We start from the raw sequence: 25,068 nt of genomic DNA, 5'->3' as shown, positions 1-25,068 counted from the left end.
TAGGATGGGTAGAGCGAAGGCGCAAAGCGCCGAAGCGAAACCCATCAGCCGAGCTAGCAGCAGCCACGGAATGATGGGTTTCGCTGCGCTCTACCCATCCTACGACTTCCCTTTACTGATAGATCGGGAAACGATCCGTCAGCGCCTTCACCTTGTCCTTCACCGCGGCTTCCACCAGCGGCGCCGAGCCGTCGCCGGACTGCGCCACGGCGCTCAGCACTTCGGCGATGAACTCGCCGGCCTGCTTGAACTCGTCGGTGCCGAAACCGCGGGTCGTGGCTGCCGGGGTCCCGAGACGGATGCCCGAGGTGATCCACGGCTTCTCCGGATCGAACGGCACACCATTCTTGTTGCAGGTGAGACCGGCGCGAACGAGCGCCTTCTCCGACACATTGCCCTTCAGGCCCTTCGGCCGCAGGTCAACCAGCATCAGATGGTTATCGGTGCCGCCCGACACAATGTTGAAGCCCTGGGCCACCAGCGTCTCCGCCAGCGCCTTGGCATTGGCGACGACATTGGCCGCATAGGTCTTGAATTCCGGCTGCAGCGCTTCCTTGAAGGCGACCGCCTTGGCCGCGATCACATGCATCAGCGGACCGCCCTGCAGGCCCGGGAAGATCGCCGAGTTCAGCTTCTTGTGCAGCGCCTCGTCATTGGTGAGGATCAGGCCACCGCGCGGACCGCGCAGCGACTTGTGCGTGGTGGTGGTGGTGACATGCGCATACGGCACCGGCGAGTCGTGCGCACCACCGGCAACGAGACCGGCGAAGTGGGCCATGTCCACCAGCAGATACGCACCGACGCTGTCGGCGATCTCGCGAAACCGCTTGAAATCCCAGGCGCGCGAATAGGCGGAGCCGCCTGCGATGATCAGCTTCGGCTTCACCTCTTCCGCCTGCTTGGCGATGGCGTCCATGTCGAGCAGCTGGTCGTCCGGGCGCACGGTGTAATGCGCCGGCTTGAACCACTTGCCGGACATGTTGACGGGCGAACCATGGGTGAGATGGCCGCCGGCCGCGAGATCGAGGCCCATGAAGGTGTCGCCCGGCTGCAGCAGCGCCAGGAACACGGCCTGGTTCATCTGGCTGCCGGAATTCGGCTGCACGTTCGCGAACTGGGCGCCGAACAGCTTCTTGGCGCGCTCGATGGCGAGGTTCTCGGCGATATCGACGAATTCGCAGCCACCGTAATAGCGCGCGCCCGGATAGCCCTCGGCATATTTGTTGGTCATCACCGAGCCCTGCGCTTCCAGCACGGCGCGGCTAACGATGTTCTCCGACGCGATCAGTTCGATCTCATGACGCTGGCGACCAAGTTCACCACGGATGGCATCGGCGATTTCCGGATCGGCCTTGGCGAGAGAAGCAGAGAAGAACGAGGCGTTGGGAGCCGAACTGGTCATCGTGAGCATATCTCCACCGCCGCGGCCTGAGAGGCAGGGATCGGGCGGTCTCGGGTGGTGGTCAGGAACTGCGCCCGGATACCATATCTGGCTAAGGCGTCCAAGGATTTGCCGGGCTGCGACAAGATTTAGGCAGGCAGCGGAATATGTGGCGATTGCAAAAGAGGATCGCGGGTGCACAGACAAGACCCACACTCCACCCTCATCCTGAGGAGCGCGCAAAGCGCGCGTCTTCAAGGATGGCCGCAGGCTCGAGAGCGTCACCATCTCATGGTTCGAGACGGCGCTTCGCGCCTCCTCACTATGAGGGGCGGAGATTTGTTCTTATTTTGTTCTTGACAAAATTCCCATCCTCGCCAATATCCCGCTTGTCCCGTTCGCGAGGGGCGCTCTCATGAGGCGTCTTTTGGGCGGAACGTGGATGCGGCGCCTGCGGGCGGGAGGCTCACGCGGCCTCACGCACTCGGGTGGTCGAGGGTCACCGTCCGGGCCCAATACGGGGCCCTGCCGCTAGCGCGGCTGGACGTGGTGCGGGTGAAGGCAGGGAAACCTGCCGGATGACTCCCAATGGGAGTGCCCAGTACCCGGAAGAACGGTCCTTCGACTAACAAGACGTCGCGGTGGCGCGCCGTAAGGCGTTGCGCGGCTCAGGTTTGCTGGCGATCCAGCAGGCAGGAGCAGCGTCAAGTCCCACCCAGTGCGCCTTGCGGCGTGCCACCTCCCCTCATGTCTCGAGGGGAGACCTGCTCATACCTCGGACGCCACCGGGCGCCGCGAGAACGGGATGGCGTGGCTGTTTGACAGTTGAATCCATTCCAGAAATCCCACGCTGGGGATAAGGCCCGCAACCATGGCGGCGATACCTGAAATCACGCTAGACTTCGAGCCAACCGATTTTCACCCGGCCGCAGGCCGGTTCCACGGGGGACGTCATGCGCAAGTCTGCAGGTGTGTTTTTGGCGAGCGCTGTCTCGCTCTGGGCGATGCACGCACAGGCCCAGGCCCCGAAGGCTGCCGCTCCGGCCGCGCCGGCGCCGGCTGCCGCACCTGCCCCTGCTCCCGCCCCGACCGCAGCCAAGGCGCCGCCTTGCGCCAATCCCAATGCCCTCGGCGTCAGCCGCGTGGTCGAGATCGACACCACCGGCGGTCCCGGTTTCGGCTTCGAGCATTTCAAGCAGCTCGACTTCCTGCGCGACAAAGAAGTGGTGCTGACCTTTGACGACGGCCCGTGGCAGACCACCACGCCGACCGTGCTCAAGACCCTCGCCGATGAATGCGTCCGCGCCGTCTTCTTCCCGATTGGCAAGCATGCGACCTATTATCCGGAAATCCTCAAGCAGGTCGCCGCCGCCGGCCACACCGTGGGCGGGCACACCTGGGCTCACGTCGCGCTGACCAACAAGAAACTCACCGAGCAGCAGCGCAAGGACGAGATCGAGAAAGGCTTCAGCGCCGTGAAATGGGCCCTGGGCGCCGCCCCCGCCCCCTTCTTCCGCGCGCCCGCTTTGCAGCATCCGCCAGAAATCGTCACCTATCTCGGCGAACGCAACATGGCGATCTTCTCCACCGACATCGACAGCTTCGATTTCAAGACGCGCAAGGCCGAACAGGTCGTCACCAATGTGATGACCAAGCTCGACAAGCTCGGCAAGGGCATCATCCTGATGCACGACTTCCAGAAGCACACCGCGGAAGCACTGCCGACGCTGCTGCAGAAGCTGAAAGCCAGCGGCTACAAGGTCGTGCTGATGCGCGCAAAGGCGCCGGTGCAGACGATTGCGTCCTATGACGAGGCGATCACCAAGGACGCCAAACTGCCGACGGTGAGCTCGCGTCCGGTGAACAGCGTCGTGACCACAGTCTCGGAATAGCTTGCGCAATGCCGATTACGGTTGAAGGCTTCGTCATCGTCTCCGCCGACGGCCGGCTGACCGACGCAACTCACCAGCAGCCCGATGCGTTGCGATTCAAGGCGGACCACCGCTTCTTCGTTGATGGCCTGAAGCGGGCGGCGCTCGTCGTCCACGGCCGCAATTCCGGCGATGACGATCCGCGCGAGCGCGTGCGGCGACGGCTCATCGTGACCCGCAGCGTCGCTGCTCTGGCATTGGCCGACGACATCCCGCAAGCCGTCTACTGGAATCCCGCTGGCGCGTCCTTCGAGGCCGCAGCACACGCGGCTGGCATGACCGACGGATCAGCTGCGATCATCGGCGGCCCGGAAGTCTACGGTCTCTTTCTCGATCGCTACGACGTGTTCTGGCTGTCGGAAGCGCACAGGGTTCGCCTGCCCGATGGCCAAGGCTGTTTTCCCGGCGTGCCCGCGCAGTCGGCGCATGAAGTGCTGGCAAGCCACGGGCTGAAGGCGAGCGAGATGCGGGTGCTGGATGCAGAGAATGACGTGACGGTGACGGCGTGGCGAAGGACGTAATTCGTAGGATGGGTTGAGCGCAGCGACAACCCATCACCACATGCGCTCAGCGGTGATGGGTTATCGCTACGGCGCTTTGCGCCTTCGCTCAACCCATCCTACGCAAAGCGTCGATCACACCTCGCTGTACCCATCCATGCGCGGGCCTTTGCCGATGCCCGCGATCATGAACAGGCCGCCGATCAGCGACAGGTTCTTCAGCGCGTGGATCATCTGGCCCTTCGCATCGGCGCCGGTGAGATTCCAGAAGTCGTGGAAATAGAACGTCGCGGCCATCACGAACAGCACCATCACGAGGGCGAAGAATCGCGCACCAAAGTTCAGCGCGATCATGATGCCGCCGATCAGTTCCAGCGCCGCGGTCGCGATCGCGAGAATCTGCTTCAGTTCCATCTTGGTGAATTGTTCGAGCTGTTGCGTGTAGGGCGTTATTTCAGCCGGCAGCGTGGGAATGATCTTGTTGGCAATGGCATCCGCGGCCACGCCGAGATCGAGGAACTTGTTTGCGCCGGAGGCAATGAAGATCACCGCAAACAGAATGCGGCCGAAAGTAATAAACGCCGGCATAGGAAAGCCCCACGAACTGCAATGACTGCGGATGGAAACGCGACAAGTATGATCAAGTTTGTCGCAAATACAAATGTCAAATAACGATCTGCGCCGTTGTCATCACCCGCAAAAGCGGGTGATCCAGTCGACACAGTCAGCAGTGCATAAACGATATCGCAGTGTTTACTGGATCGCCCGGTCGAGCCGGGCGACTACAGTCAGAACATCTCAGCCGAACAGATTGGCCTGCGAACGCCCTGCCCGTTCCTGCGCTTCGACCGCAGCAACAGCCGTCATGTTCAGAATGCCACGCGCGGTCACGCCCGGTGTCAGGACATGCGCAGGACGCGCCGGACCGATCAGGATCGGACCGACGGGCAACGCATCGCCGAGCGTCTTGATCATCTGATAGGCGACATTGGCCGCGTCCAGCGTCGGCATGATCAGCACATTCGCAGCACCTTCCAGCTTCGAATGCGGCAGAACCATCTTGCGGGCTGCTTCCGACAGCGCAGTGTCACCCTGCATTTCGCCATCGGACTCGATCTCCGGATGCTTTTCACGCAGCAGGGCTGCGGCGTGGCGCATCTTGCGCGACGAGTCCGTATCGTAGCTGCCGAAATCCGAATGCGAGACGAAGGCGATCTTTGGCTTCATGGCGAAGCGCTGCACGTGGTTCGCAGCGAGCGCTGCGATTTCAGCGAGCTCATGGGCGTTCGGATTCGGACGCACCTGCGTATCGGCGATGAAATGCGCGCCCTTGCTGGTGATCATCAGCGAGAGTGCCGCAAAATCGGACACACCCGGCAGGAAGCCGATGATCTCGCGCACATGGCGCAGATGGCTCATGAAGCGGCCTTCGACACCGCAGATCATCGCATCGGCCTCGCCGCGGATCACGGCGAGAGCCGCGATGACGGTGGCATTGGTGCGCACAACCGTGCGCGCGGCATCAGGCGTCACGCCGCGACGACCGGCAACGTCGATATAGGACTGCACGTAAGAGCGATAACGCGGATCGTCCTCGGGATTGATGAGGTCGAAATCCTGCCCGGCCTTGATCGACAGGCCAAAGCGCTTGATGCGCGCATCGACCACCGACGGACGACCGACAAGAATCGGACGCGCCAGTTTCTCTTCCAGCACGACCTGCACGGCGCGCAGCACGCGCTCGTCCTCGCCTTCCGCATAGATCACGCGGACGGGCTGCGTCTTGGCTTTCGCAAAGACGGGCTTCATCACCAGGCCCGAACGGAACGCGAAGCGCTCGAGGCCGGCGGTGTATTCGTCGAAATTGGTGATCGGACGCGATGCGACGCCCGAATCCATCGCAGCCTTGGCGACGGCCGGCGCGATGCGCAGGATCAGGCGCGGATCGAAGGGCGACGGAATCAGCGAGCCCGGACCAAAGCCCTGCGTCTCGCTCTCGAAGCCTGCATGCACGGCATCCGACGGCGGATCCTGCGCGAGCTGCGCGATGGCATCCACGGCTGCGTGCTTCATCGCTTCATTGATGGCGGTTGCACCGCAATCCAGCGCCCCGCGGAAAATAAAGGGGAAGCAGAGGACGTTGTTAACCTGGTTCGGAAAGTCCGAACGGCCGGTGCAGATCATCGCATCCGGACGCGCCTTGCGGGCCTCATCCGGCATGATTTCCGGGGTCGGATTGGCGAGCGCCAGCACCAGCGGCTTGTCGGCCATCGCCTTGACCATCTCGGGCTTCAGCACGTTGGGTGCGGAAACGCCGAGGAAAATATCGGCGCCACCGATGACGTCGCCCAGCGTGCGCGCATCGGTCTTCTGCGCATAGACGGCCTTCCAGCGATCCATCAGCGTGTTGCGGCCTTCATGGACGACGCCGTCGATATCGCAGACCCAGATGTTTTCGCGCTTGGCGCCGAGCGACACCAGCAGGTTCAAACACGCGATCGCCGCAGCACCTGCGCCCGAGCACACGATCTTCACATCCGGCAGCTTCTTGCCGTTCAGCAGCAGCGCATTCTTGATCGCGGCGCCGACGATGATGGCGGTGCCATGCTGGTCGTCATGGAACACCGGGATCTTCATGCGCTCCTTGAGCTGCGCCTCGATCTCGAAACACTCCGGTCCCTTGATGTCTTCGAGATTGATGCCGCCAAAGGTCGGCTCCAGCGCCGAGACGGTCTCGACCACGCGCTCGATGGTGTCGGCGGCGATCTCGATGTCGAACACGTCGATGCCGGCGAACTTCTTGAACAGGACAGCCTTGCCTTCCATGACCGGCTTCGAGGCCAATGGGCCGATATTGCCGAGGCCGAGCACGGCCGTGCCGTTCGACACAACCGCCACGAGATTGGCACGCGAGGTCAGGGTTGCGGCTTCATTGGGATCGGCGGCGATGGCGAGGCATGGCGCTGCAACGCCGGGCGAGTAAGCGAGCGCGAGGTCGCGCTGATTGGCCAGCGGCTTGGTCGCCTGGATCTCGAGCTTACCCGGTTTGGGCAGGCGATGATAAGCGAGCGCCGCGCGCGACAATTCTTCGGAGGAAGGAGAGGACATAAGCGCTCCGGTCGGGGGCAAGCAGGAAGGACTGCAGGACAACTGAATGATGGGTTGTTCAGCGGATTCAGCGCGATGTCTATCCCGCCGGACGGCATTGGCGCAACCGCTTCCGGACGCATGTCAGAGGCCACATCAGCGATGATATTTCGCCCATGCCGCCTCGAACCGATCGGGCGTCATGCGCGTCTTAGGAATGACTGCCTTGCCCAACCGCGCAAAAATTGGGTACCTTGATGCCATTGCACGCAAATGTGTCACTCAGCGCTCCGGCGCTGCCATTCGATCGTTGGCGACCTCAGGCATTGACGCATCACATCGCCCGCTAACGGAGTTTTCCATGTCCAAAACTGTCATTGGCCTCGGAGTGGTCGCAGTCGCTGCTGTCGGCGGCTATTTCGGCACCGAAGCCTATATCAAGCACCGGATCGCGACCGAGATCGAAGCCAACTTCGCACAGATCCGCGCCGGCGGCGGACAGGCCAAGCATGGCAACCTCGCCTTCAGCCTGTGGACACGCGATGTCACCATTTCCGATATCGCCGTGGAATTTAGTGCACCGCAGCAAGCCAAGATCACTGTCGGCCGCTTCGCCGCCTCAGGCGTGGGGCTCGCAAGCACATCGACCTTCACAACCAGCAAGATCGCTCTCACCGATATCGACGCCAGCGGCGCGATCGCGCCGTCGGGCGGCCTCGATGTCACGGTCAAGGCGCCCCGCGTCGAGATCGCCGACTATTCCGGCCCGACGCAGTTGCCGGCACAGAGCAAAATCACCTCACCGCTTGATATGTATCGCGCCGGCCTCGCGCAATTCGCCGCCATCTCGGCGCGCGCGCTGACGGCGCCGACCGTCACGGTGACCGCAAAAGGCACGGCGCTGCCGGGCGGCGCCGATTATGTCTATTCCGATCTGTCGATCCGCGACATCAAGGACGGCAAGGTCGCGACCTCGCATGTGAGCCGCGTCAATGTCGCGATGACCGTTGCGCAGCCGGGCAAGCAGGTGCGCATGAAGGGCGAGATCGCCGACATCACCGCACGGGATTTCGATGCCACGGCCACGGCAATCGTGCTCGATCCCGCCCATATGAATGATGAAAAGTTCTATCGCATTCAGGGAGAGGTCAGCACCGGCGCCTATACGCTGACATCGGATGACGGCCCCGCGTTCCGTATCGACGGCATTCGCATGGGCGGCATGAAGATCCAGCCGTCCAAATTCAAGATGCAGGAATTGCTCGCCGCATTGCCTGCAGCGAACGCACCGCTTGATCCCGCCAAGACCAGCGCGATGATCGAGACCGTGGCTTCGACCTATGAAGGCATCCAGCTCGACAATGCCGAAATGCGCGGCCTGTCGTTCCAGGCGCCGGATGGACCGGTGAAGCTTGCGTCCATGCGTTTCAATGTCGATCGCGGCAAGATCAGTGAATTCGCCGTCGAGGGACTCGACGGCAAATCGAAGGAAGGTCCGTTCAAAATCGGTCGCTTCGCTGTGAAGGGCTTCGATTTTTCCGGCCTGATGCGCCAGACCTCGAAGATGACCGTGCGCGGCACAACGCCGTCCAATGACGACATGATCGGCATGCTGAAAGTGCTGGAGAGCGTCGAGTTCAAGGACATGGTGGTGCCGCACAAGGAAAGCGGCAAGCTGGTCACCCTGCATGATGCCAGCCTGAGTTGGGGCCAGTTCGTCGGCCCGATCCCGAGCAAGGTTCAGCTCAAGCTCAACATGACCGGCCCGATCGAGGAGAAAGACGGCGAGCCCTTCATGCTGTTGCGCGATGTCGGCATCAATGAAGCCACCGCCGTGATCGATGTCGGCCTCGTCTGGAACGAAAGCGAGAGGAAGCTGGTGCTCACGCCCGGCACATTCGAGATCGGCAAGCTGTTCGCCGTCAATGCCGAACTGTCGCTCGACAACGTGCTGCGCGACCTGTTCACGACCAATCCAACCCAGGCGCTTGTCACGACGTCGCTGATCAAGCCCGGCCCGCTCAAGATCACGTTGCGCGATCTCGGCGGCGTCGATCTGTTGCTCGCGAAATATGCGCGCGAGCACGGTATCATGATCGAGGAAGCACGAACCGCCATCATGGCCGAAGTGCAGCTCAACAGCGAAGCGCTGGCTGCAAGGGATCCGGCAGGCGGCAAGTTCGGTGCGGCACTTGTGGACTTCATCAGGAAGCCGAACGGCACGCTGAAAGTCAGCATGACGCCAAAGCAAAGCCTGCGGCTGCTGGAGATGATCGATGTGCTGAAAGCAGGCGGCCCGGATGCGATCTCGCTGTTCGAGATCGAGGCGCAGAGCGGGCCGTAGGATTTAGCTCGTCGGCACGGCTTGTTTCACCTCTCCCCTCCGGGGAGAGGTGAAATCAAAGCGCAGCGTAGATTTCGGGTGAGGGGGAGCCCCAAACTCCGACGTCACGAGCCCCCTCACCCGCGCGTAAGAACGCGTGACCTCTCCCCGGTGGGGAGAGGTGAAAGAGTCTTACTTCTCCGGCAGGTTCAGCCGGATATGCGCTTCACGCAGCTGCTTGGTCGATGCTTCCGATGGCGCGCCCATCAGGAGATCTTCGGCGCGCTGGTTCATCGGGAACAGCGAGATCTCGCGCAGGTTGTTGGTGCCGCACAACAGCATCACGATGCGGTCGACGCCAGCAGCCATGCCACCATGCGGCGGCGCGCCATACTGGAACGCGCGATACATACCGCCAAAGCGCTCGATCACCGTCTCCTCGCCGTAACCGGCGATCTCGAACGCCTTCACCATGGCTTCCGGCTTGTGATTGCGGATGCCACCTGAAGCGATCTCGAAACCATTGCAGGCGATGTCGTACTGGAACGCGCGGATGGTCAGCGGATCCTGGCCATTCAGCGCGTCGAGTCCGCCCTGCGGCATCGAGAACGGGTTGTGCGCGAAGTCGACCTTCTTGTCGTCCTCGTTATATTCGAACATCGGGAAATCGACGATCCAGGCGAGCTTGAACTGCTCCTTGTCGGCGAGATTCAGATCGTCGGCCACCTTGTTACGGGCGAGACCAGCGAACTTGTAGAACTTCTCAGGATCACCCGCGACGAAGAACGCGGCATCGCCGGCCTTGAGGCCGAGCGCAGCACGCACCGCTTCGGCACGCTCGGCGCCGATATTGTTGGCGATGGGACCAGCGCCCTCATTGTTCTCGCGCCACATGATGTAACCAAGACCGGGCTGACCTTCGCCCTGCGCCCAGGAATTCATGCGATCGCAGAATGCGCGGCTGCCGCCGGTCGGACCTGGAATGGCCCACACCTGGTTCTTCGGGTCTTCGAGCATGCGCGCGAAAACCTTGAAGCCCGAACCGCGGAAGTGTTCGGAGACATCCTGCATGACCAGCGGGTTGCGGAGATCCGGCTTGTCGCTGCCGTACTTACGGATCGCCTCGGCGTATGGAATGCGCGGCCAGTCCTTGCTGACCGGCTTGCCGTTGGCGAATTCCTCGAAGATGCCGGTGATGACAGGCTCCATCGCCGCGAACACGTCTTCCTGCTCGATGAAGCTCATTTCGAGATCGAGCTGGTAGAATTCGCCGGGCAGACGGTCGGCGCGCGGGTCTTCGTCGCGGAAGCATGGCGCGATCTGGAAGTAGCGGTCGAAACCCGACATCATCAGCAGCTGCTTGTACTGCTGCGGCGCCTGCGGCAGCGCGTAGAACTTGCCGGGATGGATGCGCGACGGCACCAGGAAGTCGCGCGCGCCTTCCGGCGACGACGCGGTCAGGATCGGCGTCTGGAATTCGAAGAAGCCGCCCTCCTTCATGCGACGGCGCATGCTGTCGATGATGGCGCCGCGGGTCATGATGTTCTGATGCAGCTTCTCGCGACGCAGATCGAGGAAGCGGAATTTCAGGCGGATATCTTCCGGATATTCCTGATCGCCGAACACCGGCAGCGGCAGTTCAGCGGCCGGGCCGAGCACCTCGATGGAGTCGATATAGATTTCGACCTGCCCGGTCGGCAGTTCGGCGTTCTCGGTGCCCTCGGGACGACGGCGCACCTTGCCGTCAATCTTGACGACCCACTCCGAGCGCAGGGTTTCGGCGACCTTGAAGGCCGGCGAATCCGGATCGGCGACACACTGGGTCAGGCCGTAATGATCGCGCAGGTCGATGAACAGCACACCGCCATGGTCGCGGATACGATGGCACCAGCCGGACAGGCGCACGGTCTGATCGATATGGCTGTCGCGGAGCGCGCCGCAGGTGTGGGACCGGTAGCGATGCATGATTATCCTGGCAGTGCTTCAGAGGTTCAGAATCGGGTGTCGCGCCTTAGCGCGCGAAGCGCAGGGTTTACCCGACCGCATCTTGCGCGGCAACCGAATGGCAGCGGCCGAGGAAACCCGAAGCCGAACAGAATCGACAGGCGCAAACAACCTTTTAAGTCGCGACACCCTCAAGGTGCACACATAAACGCCGGCACGCAAAAGCACCCGCGAGTTCGCCATACGAACGGTTCCAGCGGTATTTTTGGGACAAATTCAACAGCTTATGGCGATTTGCAGAAAAATTTACCGATCTTTGACCACCCGCCGTCAGTGTCATTTGCATGAAACCTGCCCGTTTTGAAGGCAGGCTCTTCAGCTGGAACTTGCTGCATTCATTGCCCGCTGCGTGCCCTCCATTGCCGTGATTGGCCAGCCGAGGTGCGCGGCCAAAACGCCGAGGAAACTTCCGTGCTCGCCAGATACTCGATCAGCACAAAGCTGTTTGCCATTGTCACCTTCCTGTTCATCGCCATCGCCGGCATCGGCGCAGTCTCGTTTCTGCAGATGCGCGCCATGAACGCCGCCACCCATGACATCAAGAACAACTGGCTGCCCAGCGTCCGCTGGATTGGCGAGATGCGCGTGCAATCGGCCCGCTACCGTGCCGTGCTGCGCGACCATCTGATCGTCGCCGATGCCGACCGTCCGGACGTCGATAAGAACCTCGCGGCCCGCAAGTCGGACTTCGACAAGGCTGCCAAGGCCTATATGCCGCTGGTATCCTCGCCGGCCGAGCGCGAACTCGCCGACAAGCTGGACAAGGAATGGAAGGACTTCATCAGCGCCGCCGCCGATGTGCAGGCGCTCGCCACCAAGGGCGACCTCAACGCCGCCAAGGACATCAATGCCAAGAAGGTCGTGCCGACCGGCCGCGCAATGGATGCGACACTGGCAAAACTCACCGAGCTAAACGACAAGGGCGCCGGCATCGCTGGCGAGCATGCCGACAGCACCTATGCGAATTCGATCTGGATGATGATCGGCATTCTCGCCGCAGCGCTGGTCGCGGGCATCGGTGCTGCGATCTATCTGGTGCGCGATATTTCGGGCGGCATCTCCTCGATCCTCAAGCCGATGGGCAAGCTCACCGACGGCGAGCTGGATGTCGGCATTCCGCATCAGGGCGAGAGCACCGAAATCGGCCGCATTGCCAGTGCGCTGCAGATCTTCAAGAACGCGCTGATCGCCAAGCGCTCGGCCGATGAAGCCGCAGGTGCCGAAGCCCAGGTCAAGGCCGCGCGCGCCGAGACGATCAATAACGCGACACGCAATTTCGAGGCGATGATCGGCGAACTCGTGAATTCGCTGTCGTCGGCCTCGACCGAACTGGAAGCCTCCGCGACCACGCTGACGCGCACCTCGGATGTGACCATGACGCTGTCGGGCTCGGCAGCCTCGGCCTCGACCGAAGTGTCGCAGAACGTCCAGTCGGTCGCCGCCGCGACGGAAGAGATCACGTCGTCGGTGAACGAGATCGGCCGTCAGGTAACAGAATCGAACCGGATCGCTGCGACCGCAGTTCAGCAGGCCGAGAAGACCAATGCGAGCATCACCAAGCTGACGCAGGCGACGGCCCGCATCGACGATGTCGTGAAGCTGATCACCGCCGTCGCCGAACAGACCAACCTGCTCGCGCTCAACGCCACGATCGAAGCGGCCCGCGCTGGCGAAGCCGGCCGTGGCTTCGCGGTGGTTGCCGCCGAAGTGAAGGCCCTCGCCTCGCAGACCGCAAAAGCCACCGATGAAATCTCGACCCAGATCGCCGGCATGCAAGCGGCCAGTTCCGAGACCGTCGAGACCATCAAGGAAATCGGCGCGACCATCACGCTGATCTCGGAAGTGTCGTCGGCGATCGCCGCGGCGGTTGAGGAACAGGGCGCGGCGACGCAGGAGATCGCACGCAACGTCCAGCAGTCGGCGCAACTGTCCGGCCAGGTCGCCAATGAGGTCACCGAGGTCAATCGCGGCGCCGCTGAAACCGGCTCGGCCTCGACGCAGGTTCTCGCTGCAGCGCAGTCGCTGTCGATGGAAAGCAACCGCCTCAAGGGCGAAGTCGACAAGTTCCTTGATACGGTGCGGGCGGCTTAAATCTCAACTGTCGTCACCCGCGTAAGCGGGTGATGACACCGGCGCGAATGGCACGGTTGTCAATTGCAAGGGCTGGCCTATCTTAGGCCCATGACAGTCCACTTCCCGTTCGACAACAGCTACGCGGCCCTGCCCGCCAATTTCTTCGCCCGCGTCGCGCCAACGCCGGTGAATGCGCCGCGGCTGATCAAGCTGAACACGGCGCTTGCCGAGCAACTCGGCCTCGATCCCAAATGGCTCGCCACCCCGGAAGGTGTGGATGTGCTCGCCGGCAAGCGTGTGCCCGATGGCGCGGATCCGATTGCGATGGCTTATGCCGGCCATCAGTTCGGCAATTTCGTCGCCCAACTCGGCGACGGTCGCGCCATCCTGCTCGGCGAAGTCATCGACCGGAGCGGCGTCCGTCGTGACATCCAGCTCAAGGGCTCCGGCCCGACGCCGTTCTCGCGCCGCGGCGATGGCCGTGCAGCGCTCGGCCCGGTGCTGCGCGAATATATCGTCAGCGAGGCGATGTTCGCGCTGGGCATCCCGACCACGCGCTCGCTCGCAGCCGTTATCACCGGCGAGAAAGTCCAGCGTGAGACCATGCTGCCCGGCGCGGTGCTGACGCGCGTCGCATCGAGCCATATCCGTGTCGGCACGTTCCAGTTCTTCGCCGCACGCGAGGATATCGCTGCTGTGAAGCGCCTCGCCGATCACGTGATCAATCGGCATTATCCGGATCTCGCGACGGCCGAACATCCCATCCGAGCACTGCTCGATGCCGTGATCAGGCGGCAGGCCGAGCTTGTCGCGCGCTGGCTGCATGTGGGCTTCATCCACGGCGTGATGAACACCGACAATTGCTCCATCGCCGGTGAGACCATCGATTACGGCCCCTGCGCCTTCATGGACGCCTATGATCCCGCAACGGTCTACAGCTCCATCGACGAGATGGGCCGCTATGCCTATGCGAACCAGCCACGCATCGCGCTGTGGAATCTGACGCGCTTCGCCGAGACGCTGCTGCCGTTGATCGACAGCGACGAGAAGAAAGCCATCGAACTCGCGCAATCGGCACTCGGTGCCTTCACCGACATCTTCAATGACGCCTATCAAGGCGGTCTCCGCAAGAAGATCGGCCTGTTCACGAGCCAGCCCAATGACGAAGCGTTGGTACAGGATCTGCTCGCCGCGATGACGGCCAATCAGGCGGACTTCACAAACACATTCCGCCAGCTCGGAGCCGCTGCTGCCGATCCGGCAGGAGATGCCAGTGTCCGCGACCAGTTCGTCAATCCCGCCGCCTATGACGAATGGGCGGCCAAATGGCGGCAGCGACTCAGCGCGGAATCCGAGGACGGCGCCACCCGTGCCAAGGCCATGAACGCCGTCAATCCGGCCTTCATCCCCCGCAATCACCGCATCGAGGCGGCGATCCAGGCAGCGCTCGCGGACAACTTCGCGCCGTTCGAGGAACTGGTTGCCGTGCTGGCAAAACCCTATGAAGATCAACCGCAGATGGCGGATTATACCCATCCGCCAGCGATGGATGAGCGCGTGTTACGCACGTTCTGCGGTACCTGATCACCCCATTTTTGCTCCCGCAGACCGCAAATCTGCGGGATTCCCTTGACTCACCAGCGTTTTGGGCCGAACGCCTTGATAAAAGCGTTATGGACCATCCATGGAACTGATCACCACCACCGACCAACTCGCCGCTGCCTGTGAGCGCCTCGCCCAGCATCCCGTCATCACCGTCGATACGGAATTCCTCCGCGAGACCACTTATTATCCCCTGCTCTGCGTCGTGCAGATGGCCAGCGCCGAGGATGCGGTGGTCGTGGATACACTGGCCGAAGGCATCGATCTCGCACCGTTCTTCGCATTGATGAACAACGAAGCCGTGCTGAAGGTCTTCCACGCCGCGCGGCAGGACATCGAGATCATGGTCCACCGCAATGGGGTGGTGCCGCATCCGATCTTCGATACCCAGGTCGCCGCCATGGTGCTCGGCTATGGCGACAGCATCGCCTATGACCAGCTCGTCGAGCGCGTCACCGGCCATCGTCCTGACAAGACCCACCGTTTCACCGACTGGTCGCGCCGCCCGCTGACCGACGAGCAGCTGCATTACGCGGTCTCGGACGTGACGCATCTGCGCGACGTGTTCGCCAAGCTCGATGCCGATCTGAAGAAACGCAATCGCAGCGACTGGGTGAGCGAGGAAATGAAGATCCTTACCTCGCCCAAAACCTATGACTTCCATCCCGAGCGCGCCTGGGAACGCCTGAAGACCCGCGTCCGCAAGCCGAAGGAGCTCGCGGTGCTGATGGAAGTGGCCGCCTGGCGCGAGCAGGAAGCGCAGAGCCGCGACGTGCCGCGTTCGCGCGTGCTGAAGGACGACGCCGTCGGCGATATCGCGACACATGCGCCGACCACGCTTGAGAAGCTCGCCAATCTGCGTTCGCTGCCCAAAGGTTTTGAGCGCTCGAAATGGGGCAGCGACATCATTGCCGCCATCCAGCGCGGCATCAATCGCGATCCCAACACGCTGCCGAAGCTGGAAAAGCCGCGCGGTAACGGCAATGGCGCAGCCACTGTTGAGCTGTTGAAAGTGCTGTTGCGCATGACGTCGGAGCGTCACGCTGTCGCGAGCAAGGTGATCGCCACGGTGGACGATCTCGAACAGATCGCCATCGACGACAACGCCGATGTGGGCGCTTTGCAGGGCTGGCGGCATGAGCTGTTCGGCAAGGATGCGCTGGCGCTCAAGCACGGCCGGCTGGCACTCGCGATGGAAAAAGGCCGCGTGATCCGCGTCGAGCGGACGTAAGCTGTCTTGTCGTCCCCGCAAAGGCGGGGACCCATGGCCTCCGACGACCTGACAGAAACACGAGAGCCGCAACCATCGCGCTCTTCCATGTCTCCAGAGGTTATGGCTCTCTGCCTTCGCGGGGACGACATCTCATTTCCATCGCCAACCCTTCCCAAACCTCTCCGATCTCTGGCACAAATGTGCCGCTGCCGTTCAAGCGCAGCACATTCGGGGAGACGTCATGAAATTCGTATCGATCTTGTCGGGCGGCGCGGCGCGTCTGGGCGTGATGCTCGATAGTGAGCGTGTGCTCGATCTCGCAAAGGCAGAGCCGAATGCGGCCTTTGCCGATCTGATCAGCCTGATCGAGGCCGGCGCTGCCGGGCTGGAAGCTGCACGACGTCTCGCCTCCGCCGCGCCGCCAAGCGCCGTCGTCAAGCTCTCCGATGTCACGTTGCAGGCGCCGATCCCCTCGCCGCGCAAGAACGTGTTCTGCGTCGGCCGCAACTATATCGAGCATGTCGAAGAGGGATATCGGGCGCGTGGCACTGAGGTAAAACTGCCGGAATATCCGCAGTTCTTCACCAAACCGCGCACGGCCGTGATCGGCGCAGGCGCAACTGTGCCACTGCACGCGAATGTCACCGCGATGCTCGACTATGAGGTCGAACTCGCCGTCATCATCGGCCGCGGCGGGGTGAACATTCCGATCGAGAGCGCGCTCGATCACATTTTCGGCTTCACCATCATCAACGACGTCACCGGCCGCGACGTGCAGCGCCGCCACGATCAGTGGTTCAAGGGCAAGGGCCTCGACGGCACCTGTCCGATGGGGCCGTGGGTGGTGGAGCGTGCCGATATCAGCGATCCCCAGGCGCTCGATCTGTCGCTGAAGGTGAATGGCGAATTGCGCCAGAGCTCCAACACCAGGCACATGATCTTCCCGATCGCGCGCATCATCAGCGAATTGTCGCTCGGCCTTACGCTGGAGCCCGGCGACATCATCGCCACCGGCACGCCATCCGGTGTCGGCTATGCCATGACGCCTCCGCGGCCGCTCAAGGCTGGCGATGTCATGACGCTTGAGATCGAGCAGATTGGAACGTTGGAGAATCGGGTGGGCAACTAAACTCCGCCCTCATCCTGAGAGCCTGACTGGAAATACGGTCTATGAAGCGCAGTACACGCTGCCCCTCATGGTGAGGAGGCGCGTAGCGCCGTCTCGAACCATGAGTTGGCCGGGTTCAGAGCCTGCGGCCATCCTTCGAGACGCCGCTGCGCGGCTCCTCAGGATGAGGGACGGAGACTAGATTAGCGCCGAACCACCGAGCCCGATTTCCCGACCAGTCGTGCCAGCTGCTTGAAGCGGCTGCCGACGCGGTCGGCGACGAGATCGACCAGGCGATGCTCGAAGATCAGCATCATCTTGCGGTCCTGCACGGTGAAATGCGCGGCCGGCAACACACCCGGCTGCGCCGCCGAGATCAGATGCGCCACACGGAACAGCGCGCCGAGCAAACGCGCGCGCTCCACCTGCGCCGGTGTCACCAGAGCGCGGACGATTTCCGGCGGCTCGTTCTCGGCACTGAAACCGGCATAGCGGTAGTAGACCGACAGCGCGAGGAAGGCGCGACCGTGATGATCGACCGAGCCGAAATTGCCGTTGGTGATCAGATGCAGAGTCTGTTCGCCGCGATGATCGGGATGCACGCGCCAGCCGATGTCGGACAGCAGACAGGCGATGCGGCGCAGGCGCTTGTCTTCATCCGTCTCCTGCAATTTCGTCACGCGTGCGAAGTGATCGCTCCAGTCACTCAACTCCTGCGCATGGCGGGCCGAGCGTGAGTAAAGCTGGTTCATCGTCTCGGCCGCGCCGAGCAGGCCGTCTTCGGCGCGCTGCGCCGGTGTCAGCATCTCGTAGAATAGGCCTTCGCGCACGCCATAGGTCGAGAACACGATCGATTTCGGCTTGCCGATGCGGATGATGTGTTCGAGCAAGATCGCCGCATAGACAAGCAGCGGCTGGCGCGCCTCTGTGATGGTCTCGATATCGGCCAGCACATTGGCGGTCGCGAAACGCCGCACGCGGCGCACGAAGCTGAGCGCATCCGCAGCGGAAATCGTATAGCCGTGCATCACCTTGAGCGGATAGCCGCTCTGCAGGATGTGCAGCCGCGCAAGCGCGCGCCATGTACCGCCGACGGCGTAGAAATTGCGGCCCTCACAGGCTTTGAGCTGCTCTACATCGGCGAAGGCCTTGGCGATGATGCGTTCGGCGCGCTTCGGCGAATCCTTCGACGCATCCTGCAAGGCAAGACCACCCAGCGGCAGCGTGATGCCCTGCCGCAGCGAATTGCCGCGCACGTCGATCAGCTCGAGCGATCCACCGCCCATATCGCCGACGAGGCCATTGGGCTTGTGAACGCCGGAGATCACGCCAAGCGCGGAGAGCTTTGCTTCGCGCGGTCCTGAGATGATCTGGATTTCGGTGCCGCAGATCTTCTCCGCGGCCGTGATGAAGTCCGGACCATTACTGGCATCGCGCGCCGCGGCCGTCGCGATCGCATAGACGCGACCGACCTTCATGATCTTGCACAGCGCCCGGAAACGCTTCAGCGCGACCAAGGCCTTGTCGACAGCGTCCTTTGCCAGGAGACCGGTGCTCTGGACCTCGCGGCCGAGACCGCATAACGCCTTCTCGTTGAAAATAGTAACGAGACTGCGGGCGAGCGATTCATAGACGACGAGACGAACGGAATTCGAACCGATATCGATGACCGCAACGCTTTGGGCGCGTTGACCCGTGCGCGCTACCACGAGGCCTGATCCTTACGACGATTGCTGGCGTTCAGAACGGCGCGTAAGCCGCCGGGGCGATGATTTCTCAAGCGACTTTCCACGGCCAGACAGACTCGGATTCGTCATGAAGTAATTATGTACGTTGAAGGGCTCCTCGCCCTTCGCGGCCTTCATACGCGTTGACGACCCATCGGGCAACAATCGCCAGCTCTGTTCGGTGTCCTTCAGATTCGCGACCATAATCTGTTCGAGCACCTGGGTGTGCACCGTCGGATTCTGCAGCGGGCACAAGACCTCGACGCGGCGATCGAGATTGCGGGGCATCATGTCGGCCGACGAGATGTAGATCATCGCCTTCGGGCTCGGCAGGCCATGACCCATGCCGAAGCAATAGATGCGGCAATGTTCGAGGAAACGGCCGATGATCGACTTGACCCTGATGTTCTCGGACAGGCCGGGAACGCCAGGCCGCAGGCAGCAAATACCACGGATGATCAGCTCGATGGAAACGCCGGCTTTTGAGGCTTCATAGAGCGCATCGATGATGCCGGGATCGACCAGCGCATTCATCTTGAGCCAGATCGCGCCCGGCTTGCCGGCACGCGCGAATTCCGCCTCGCCCTTGATGTGGTCGATCATCTGCTTGCGCAGGGTCAATGGCGACACCGCCATCTTCTCGATGTCGCTCGGCTCCGCATAGCCGGTGATGTAGTTGAACACCCGCGCCACATCGCGGCCGATGATCGGATCGGACGTGAAGTAAGAGAGGTCGGTATAGATGCGCGCGGTGACCGGATGATAATTGCCGGTGCCGGTATGGACATAAGTCGTCAGCGCGCCGCCCTCGCGGCGGACCACCAAGGAGAGTTTTGCATGCGTCTTCAGCTCCAGGAAGCCGTAGACGACCTGCACGCCGGCACGTTCGAGATCGCGCGCCCAGCGGATATTCGCTTCCTCGTCGAAGCGCGCGCGCAGCTCCACCAGCGCCGTCACCGACTTGCCGGCCTCGGCCGCCTCGATCAGCGTGCGCACAATCGGTGAATTGTTGGAGGTGCGATACAGCGTCTGCTTGATCGCCACCACGTCGGGATCGCGCGCCGCCTGCTGCAGGAACTGGACAACGACGTCGAAGGACTCATAGGGGTGATGAACCACCAGATCCTTCTGGCGGATCGCGGCAAAGATATCGCCGCCGTGATCGCGGACGCGCTCGGGATGGCGCGGCACGTAAGGCACGAATTCGAGGTCGGAGCGATCCAGCCGCGTCAGTTGCGACACCTCGTTCATGGCGAGCACGCCATCGACCAGCAGGATCTCGTCGTCGGACGTCGCCAGCGCGCGCTGCACGAATGCCCGCAATTCCACCGGCATGGTGGCTTCGATCTCGAGCCGGATCACCGACCCGCGGCGACGACGCTTCAGTGCGGACTCGAACAGGCGAACGAGATCTTCGGCCTCTTCTTCGACTTCCAGTTCACTATCGCGGATGATGCGGAAAGCGCCCTGCCCCTGCACGATATAGCCGGGGAAAAGACGGCCAATGAACAGGCCGGTCGCCTGCTCCAGCGTGATCAGACGGACTTCGCCATCCTTGCCGGGATTGGGCAGACGGATGAAGCGGTCGATCTTGCCGGGCATGCGGATCAGCGCGTTCATCGTCTTGCCGTCGGCCACCCGCGTCAGATGCAGCGCGATGGTGAAGCCGAGATTCGGGATGAACGGGAACGGATGCGCGGGATCGATCGCCAGCGGCGTCAGCAGCGGGAAAATGTTGTGGAGGAAATGATCCTCGATCCAGCTACGCTCGGGCTTGGTGACGTCCTTGCCGTCGAGCAACACGATACCGACATCGGCCAGAATGGCGCGCTGGTCGCGCCAGATCGCCTGCTGGTCGGTGGCGAGTTTTGACACCGATGCATTGATCAGCACGAGCTGCTCGAGCGGCGTCAGGCCATCCGGGCTGCGCTCCGTGATCCCCTCGCGCACCTGCGCCTTCAGGCCGGCGACGCGGACCATGAAGAATTCGTCGAGATTGTTGGCGGAGATCGACAGGAAGCGGACACGCTCCAGCGCGGGATGGCCGGGATTGACGGATTCCTCCAGCACGCGGCGATTGAAATGCAACCAGGAAAGTTCGCGATTGATGAAACGCTCCGGCCCGGACGCGATCGCCTCAGCCGCCTTCGCTTCACCCTTTTTCTCTTCAATCGCAATCTCTTCCACGGAATCCATCAGGTCGTCATCCATCCATTTCGGGCAATGAGGCGGTAGCAGCCAATCGCCGCGGACAATGTGTTAGTTACGTGACAGTTCAATGACATTCAGGAACTGGCACAGGCTGCCGTCAAGGCGGATAATTCGCTGCGCTGCGAGGCATCGCACCCGACAAGAAACTCAGGATTCGCGCAAGAGTGAGGCTACGCCACCGCGTCTGCCACGACGTCGGGATGCAGCGCGATGACCTTGACGTAAGCCACTGCGAAATCGGGAGCTGTTACACGGGCCTGCTCCCAATCGCGGAGCGTGCCAACTGGGACGCGGAAGCGGGTCGCGAATTCGGACTGTGATAGACCGAGCTTGGTTCTTGTCATGCGGATCAGGCGCGCACGTTGGCCACGCTCGAGGGCCTCGGCGGATACGTCGAAGTCTTCCGCATCAGCGGGATCAGCCGGCAGCACGATATGCTCTTTCTTCACCCTTGTTGCTCCTTCGCACCGAAATGAAGCGTGGCACCTCACCGCGCCAAACGAAAACAGCCGTGAACAGCTTGCCATCGACAATGCCGACCACCTTAAACCGCGCTTCACCATCGGTCTCGCGGATGGACGGAACGACAAGGTGGGCTGCGTCCTCGAAAATGCGCACGCCAAACGCCAGCGACAACTTGTGCTTCTGGCGATTGACCGCATCCTTGGCAGGGTCAAAATGATCCGCGGCCATCAGACGAATATACGGAATTTCCGTACATTTAAAAGTCTTTTGGATCAGGACTCGCGCAAGAGTTCGGCAGCGAGGGCACGAGTGACCGGACGACCGAGCCGTAAAGCTTCACCGTCCAGCAGTTCGACGGTATGGCGCGCGGCAACAAACGAGCGCTCGATACGGCTGGCGACGTAATTGAGCGTCGCCTCGTCCATGCTCATCTGACGATCAGCGCAGAATTTGACGATCAGCGCCTTGAAGAGGTGATCGTCGGGCGCCTTGAGCTGCACCACAGGCACGGCACGTAGCCGCGAGCGGAGATCCCGCAACGCGATCCCCATGGCAACCGGTACAATCCGGGCGGTGATGAGGACATAAGCACCATCTTCGCGGGCAAGATTGAGAAGATGAAACAGCGCCCGCTCGTCAAAACTGTCAGGCGTCAGATCCTCGACCACGACGGCGCCGGTGGCCAATGCGCCAGGCACTGTGGCCGCCGTGAGGGCATGTGCCATGGTCGAACGCGCACCCGCTTCCTCCGCCCAGATCGCCGCGAGATGGCTCTTGCCGCTGCCTTCCGGCCCGGCCAGCAGCATCACCTTGTTCGGCCAGTCCGGCCAGCTATCGACCAGCCCCAGTGCCTCCGCATTGGCACTGCCTTCGAGAAAGTCGTCGCGTGACAGACTTTCCGCATGGGGCAAGGCAAACGCCAATTGACGGGGTTGGACGCGAACAGACACGCAGGGATACTCCAGGCCGGGTGACCGGCAATTTACTCAGGGCGCGCGCCCGTCTCGATCGTGCTCATGTGCCTCACCCATTCGACCAGGTAAAGGGCCACGGAAGCGAGTGTCAGGACAGTCACAAAACCCATTAGAATCAAATCGTAAGGCGACGAATTGAAACCAAATCCGAGGGCGGCGAGGACCAAGGCGGCGAAGCCCACCTGGGCCACCGTATTGAGCTTCGAGACCATCAGCGGCTTCATCGGGATCGGCTTCCCGAACAGCCAGGAAACGATCACGGCACCCACGATCATGATATCCCGCGACACCACCAGAATCACCAGCCAGCGCGGTACTGCCCCCCATATCCCCAGGGACACATAGATCGACACCAGAAGGGCCTTGTCAGCCAGGGGATCGAGCAGCGCGCCGAGTTCGCTGGCCATGTTGAAGCGCTTGGCGAGGAAGCCATCAACGGCATCACTGACCCCGGCGATCACGAAGACCGCAAAGGCGATCTCCATCTGGCCGGATGCGATCGCCCAGACGACGATGGGAACCAGCAGAATGCGGCCCAGAGTGATGATATTCGGGATACTCAACTGGCGCTTTCCGGCTGCGGATCGTGCCAGAATCCGGGCATCGCTGCCCTGACCGGCGTAACGCCTAGATAGTAGCCGGGATAGCGTTTACGAGCCATTGCGCGACCGCAATTTACGACGTAACCAGCGGAAAATTCACAATTTCGCACTTCGCCAGGATACCGGGCATGACCGACCAGAAAAAAGGCCTCACTTACGCGGATGCAGGCGTCGACATCGATGCCGGCAATCGTCTGGTGGACCTCATCAAGCCGATGGTGCGCGCCACTGCCCGCCCCGGCGCCGATGCCGAGATCGGCGGTTTTGGCGGCCTGTTCGATCTGAAGGCAGCCGGCTTCAAGGATCCGATCCTGGTGGCCGCCACCGACGGCGTCGGTACCAAGGTCAAGATTGCCATCGAGGCCAATGTGCATAACGGCATCGGCATCGACCTCGTCGCCATGTCGGTCAACGACCTCGTGGTCCAGGGCGCCGAGCCTCTTTTCTTCCTCGACTATTTTGCCTGCGGCAAGCTCGACCCCGAAGCGACCGCCTCCATCGTTGCCGGTATCGCCGAAGGTTGCCGGGAATCCGGCTGCGCGCTGATCGGCGGCGAGACCGCGGAAATGCCCGGCCTCTACAAGGACGGCGACTATGACCTCGGCGGCTTTTCGGTCGGCGCGGCCGAACGTGGCACCCTGCTCCCGACCAAGGACATGGCCGTCGGCGACGCCGTGATCGGCCTCGCTTCGTCGGGCGTGCATTCCAACGGTTTTTCGCTTGTTCGCAAAATCGTCGAGCGCACTGGCCTCTCCTATGCCGACAAGGCGCCCTTCTCGCCCGTCATGACGCTCGGCGGCGCGCTGCTGACGCCGACAAAACTTTACGTAAAGTCCTGCCTGCGCGCGATCCGCGAGACCGGAGCGGTGAAGGGCCTCGCCCATATCACCGGCGGCGGCTTTACGGACAACATCCCGCGCGTGCTGCCAGCGGGCCTCGGTGTCCGCATCGACCTCCCCGCTCTCAATGTGCTGCCCGTGTTCAAGTGGCTCGCTGCCGAAGGCGACATCGCCGAGCTCGAATTGCTGCGCACATTCAATTGCGGCATCGGCATGATCGCCATCGTCAAGCCCGACGCGGTGCAAGAGGTGATGGACATCCTGCGCGAAGCCGGCGAGACCGTCTCGCTGCTCGGCGACGTGGTTGAGGCCAAGGGCGACGAGCGCGTGGTCTATGACGGGCATCTCGACCTGAAACTGTGAGGCCGTGATGCGCCCTGTCGCCATCCTGATTTCCGGCCGCGGCTCGAACATGTCCGCGCTGATCGAAGCCGCCTCGGCCGATGGCTTCCCGGCCAAGATCGCGCTCGTGATTTCCAACCGCGCCGATGCACCGGGCCTTGCCAATGCAGAGGCGAACGGCATCGAGACGCTGGTGATCGAGAGCAAGCCGTTCGGTAAGGACCGCGCCGGCTTCGAGAAGCTGCTGCAGGCAGCCCTCGACGAGCACAAGATCGAGGTGATCTGCCTCGCCGGCTTCATGCGCCTGTTCACGGCGGAGTTCGTGCAGCGCTGGTATGGCCGGATGCTGAACATCCATCCGTCATTGCTACCATCCTTCCCCGGCCTCGACCCCCACGGCCAGGCGCTCCGCGCCGGCGTGAAGATTTCGGGCGCCACCGTGCATTTCGTCATCCCGGAAACCGATGCCGGGCCGATCGTGATGCAGGGCGCGGTGCCTGTGGCCGCTGACGACACCGCCGACACGCTGGCGGCCCGGGTGCTCAGCGTGGAGCATCAGATCTATCCGCAGGCGCTGCGACTGCTGGCGACGGATGGCATCAAGATCACCGGCGACGTGACGACCAGCACCGCCGGCGTCGATGCCGAAGACAGCCTGATCGCGCCGACTGTGATTTGACGCGTTC

19 protein-coding genes are annotated in these 25,068 nt (G+C 62.3%); 9 read left to right on the top strand and 10 right to left on the bottom strand.

What is annotated here, in order from left to right:
- Positions 1-112: 112 nt before the first annotated feature.
- Complete coding sequence (gene glyA, locus AC1RQ5_RS15490; protein WP_398478749.1) at positions 113-1,411, bottom strand: serine hydroxymethyltransferase; 1,299 nt, start codon at positions 1,409-1,411, stop codon at positions 113-115.
- Between the two features lie 923 nt (positions 1,412-2,334).
- On the opposite strand from glyA, the gene AC1RQ5_RS15485 reads away from it, so the two are divergent.
- Positions 2,335-3,273 (top strand): polysaccharide deacetylase family protein, encoded by a 939-nt coding sequence (locus tag AC1RQ5_RS15485; protein ID WP_493200102.1) that lies wholly within the window; start codon positions 2,335-2,337, stop codon positions 3,271-3,273.
- Positions 3,274-3,281: 8 nt separating this feature from the next.
- Positions 3,282-3,833, top strand: coding sequence for a dihydrofolate reductase (locus AC1RQ5_RS15480; RefSeq protein WP_493200100.1), 552 nt, complete (start codon positions 3,282-3,284; stop codon positions 3,831-3,833).
- Positions 3,834-3,947: 114 nt separating this feature from the next.
- Here AC1RQ5_RS15480 and AC1RQ5_RS15475 read toward each other — a convergent pair whose 3' ends face one another.
- Positions 3,948-4,400 carry a DoxX family protein gene (locus tag AC1RQ5_RS15475; protein WP_493200098.1) on the bottom strand — a complete coding sequence of 151 codons (453 nt, stop codon included), beginning with the start codon at positions 4,398-4,400 and terminating at the stop codon, positions 3,948-3,950.
- Positions 4,401-4,610: 210 nt separating this feature from the next.
- Entirely contained in the window at positions 4,611-6,920 is a 2,310-nt protein-coding gene (locus AC1RQ5_RS15470) for an NADP-dependent malic enzyme (RefSeq protein WP_493200097.1), read from the bottom strand.
- A gap of 340 nt (positions 6,921-7,260) precedes the next feature.
- On the opposite strand from AC1RQ5_RS15470, the gene AC1RQ5_RS15465 reads away from it, so the two are divergent.
- Positions 7,261-9,243 carry an aq_1923 C-terminal domain gene (locus tag AC1RQ5_RS15465; RefSeq protein WP_493200095.1) on the top strand — a complete coding sequence of 661 codons (1,983 nt, stop codon included), beginning with the start codon at positions 7,261-7,263 and terminating at the stop codon, positions 9,241-9,243.
- A 171-nt stretch (positions 9,244-9,414) separates the two neighbouring features.
- Here the strand turns inward: AC1RQ5_RS15465 and aspS are convergent, their stop codons facing one another.
- Entirely contained in the window at positions 9,415-11,187 is a 1,773-nt protein-coding gene (gene aspS, locus AC1RQ5_RS15460; RefSeq protein WP_493200093.1) for an aspartate--tRNA ligase, read from the bottom strand.
- Positions 11,188-11,637: 450 nt separating this feature from the next.
- Here aspS and AC1RQ5_RS15455 point away from each other — a divergent pair, with 450 nt between their 5' ends.
- The 4 genes from AC1RQ5_RS15455 to AC1RQ5_RS15440 all read left to right on the top strand — a co-directional run bounded on the left by AC1RQ5_RS15455 (position 11,638) and on the right by AC1RQ5_RS15440 (position 17,243).
- Complete coding sequence (locus AC1RQ5_RS15455; protein WP_493200091.1) at positions 11,638-13,317, top strand: methyl-accepting chemotaxis protein; 1,680 nt, start codon at positions 11,638-11,640, stop codon at positions 13,315-13,317.
- Between the two features lie 90 nt (positions 13,318-13,407).
- Complete coding sequence (locus tag AC1RQ5_RS15450; protein ID WP_493200090.1) at positions 13,408-14,883, top strand: protein adenylyltransferase SelO; 1,476 nt, start codon at positions 13,408-13,410, stop codon at positions 14,881-14,883.
- Between the two features lie 100 nt (positions 14,884-14,983).
- The gene (gene rnd / locus AC1RQ5_RS15445) at positions 14,984-16,132 is read left to right on the top strand and encodes a ribonuclease D (protein ID WP_398478767.1); all 1,149 of its coding nucleotides are present in this window, start codon (positions 14,984-14,986) and stop codon (positions 16,130-16,132) included.
- Between the two features lie 223 nt (positions 16,133-16,355).
- On the top strand, positions 16,356-17,243 hold the full coding sequence (locus AC1RQ5_RS15440; RefSeq protein WP_493200089.1) for a fumarylacetoacetate hydrolase family protein: 888 nt from the start codon (positions 16,356-16,358) through the stop codon (positions 17,241-17,243).
- 182 nt (positions 17,244-17,425) lie between these two features.
- Here AC1RQ5_RS15440 and ppx read toward each other — a convergent pair whose 3' ends face one another.
- From ppx to AC1RQ5_RS15410, 6 genes are all read right to left on the bottom strand, one after another.
- A complete protein-coding gene (gene ppx / locus AC1RQ5_RS15435; protein WP_398478771.1) occupies positions 17,426-18,931 on the bottom strand; it encodes an exopolyphosphatase in 1,506 nt (501 codons plus the stop codon).
- A 12-nt stretch (positions 18,932-18,943) separates the two neighbouring features.
- Positions 18,944-21,145, bottom strand: a complete 2,202-nt coding sequence (locus AC1RQ5_RS15430) for an RNA degradosome polyphosphate kinase (protein ID WP_398478773.1) — start codon at positions 21,143-21,145, stop codon at positions 18,944-18,946.
- A gap of 185 nt (positions 21,146-21,330) precedes the next feature.
- Positions 21,331-21,609, bottom strand: coding sequence for a helix-turn-helix domain-containing protein (locus AC1RQ5_RS15425; RefSeq protein ID WP_398478775.1), 279 nt, complete (start codon positions 21,607-21,609; stop codon positions 21,331-21,333).
- The gene (locus AC1RQ5_RS15420; protein WP_398478777.1) at positions 21,578-21,853 is read right to left on the bottom strand and encodes a BrnT family toxin; all 276 of its coding nucleotides are present in this window, start codon (positions 21,851-21,853) and stop codon (positions 21,578-21,580) included. The genes AC1RQ5_RS15425 and AC1RQ5_RS15420 overlap by 32 nt, the downstream gene beginning before the upstream one ends.
- Before the next feature lie 44 nt (positions 21,854-21,897).
- A complete protein-coding gene (locus AC1RQ5_RS15415) occupies positions 21,898-22,575 on the bottom strand; it encodes a P-loop NTPase family protein (protein WP_493200085.1) in 678 nt (225 codons plus the stop codon).
- 32 nt (positions 22,576-22,607) lie between these two features.
- A complete protein-coding gene (locus AC1RQ5_RS15410) occupies positions 22,608-23,162 on the bottom strand; it encodes a CDP-alcohol phosphatidyltransferase family protein (RefSeq protein ID WP_493200084.1) in 555 nt (184 codons plus the stop codon).
- A gap of 167 nt (positions 23,163-23,329) precedes the next feature.
- Between AC1RQ5_RS15410 and purM the strand changes: the two genes are divergently transcribed.
- Entirely contained in the window at positions 23,330-24,403 is a 1,074-nt protein-coding gene (gene purM, locus AC1RQ5_RS15405) for a phosphoribosylformylglycinamidine cyclo-ligase (protein WP_493200082.1), read from the top strand.
- Positions 24,404-24,410: 7 nt separating this feature from the next.
- Positions 24,411-25,061 carry a phosphoribosylglycinamide formyltransferase gene (purN, locus tag AC1RQ5_RS15400; RefSeq protein ID WP_493200080.1) on the top strand — a complete coding sequence of 217 codons (651 nt, stop codon included), beginning with the start codon at positions 24,411-24,413 and terminating at the stop codon, positions 25,059-25,061.
- Positions 25,062-25,068 lie beyond the last annotated feature (7 nt).

The sequence above is a fragment of the Tardiphaga sp. GW821-FHT12E02 genome (genome assembly GCF_058807155.1).
This window is presented reverse-complemented; position numbering and strand designations above follow the sequence as displayed.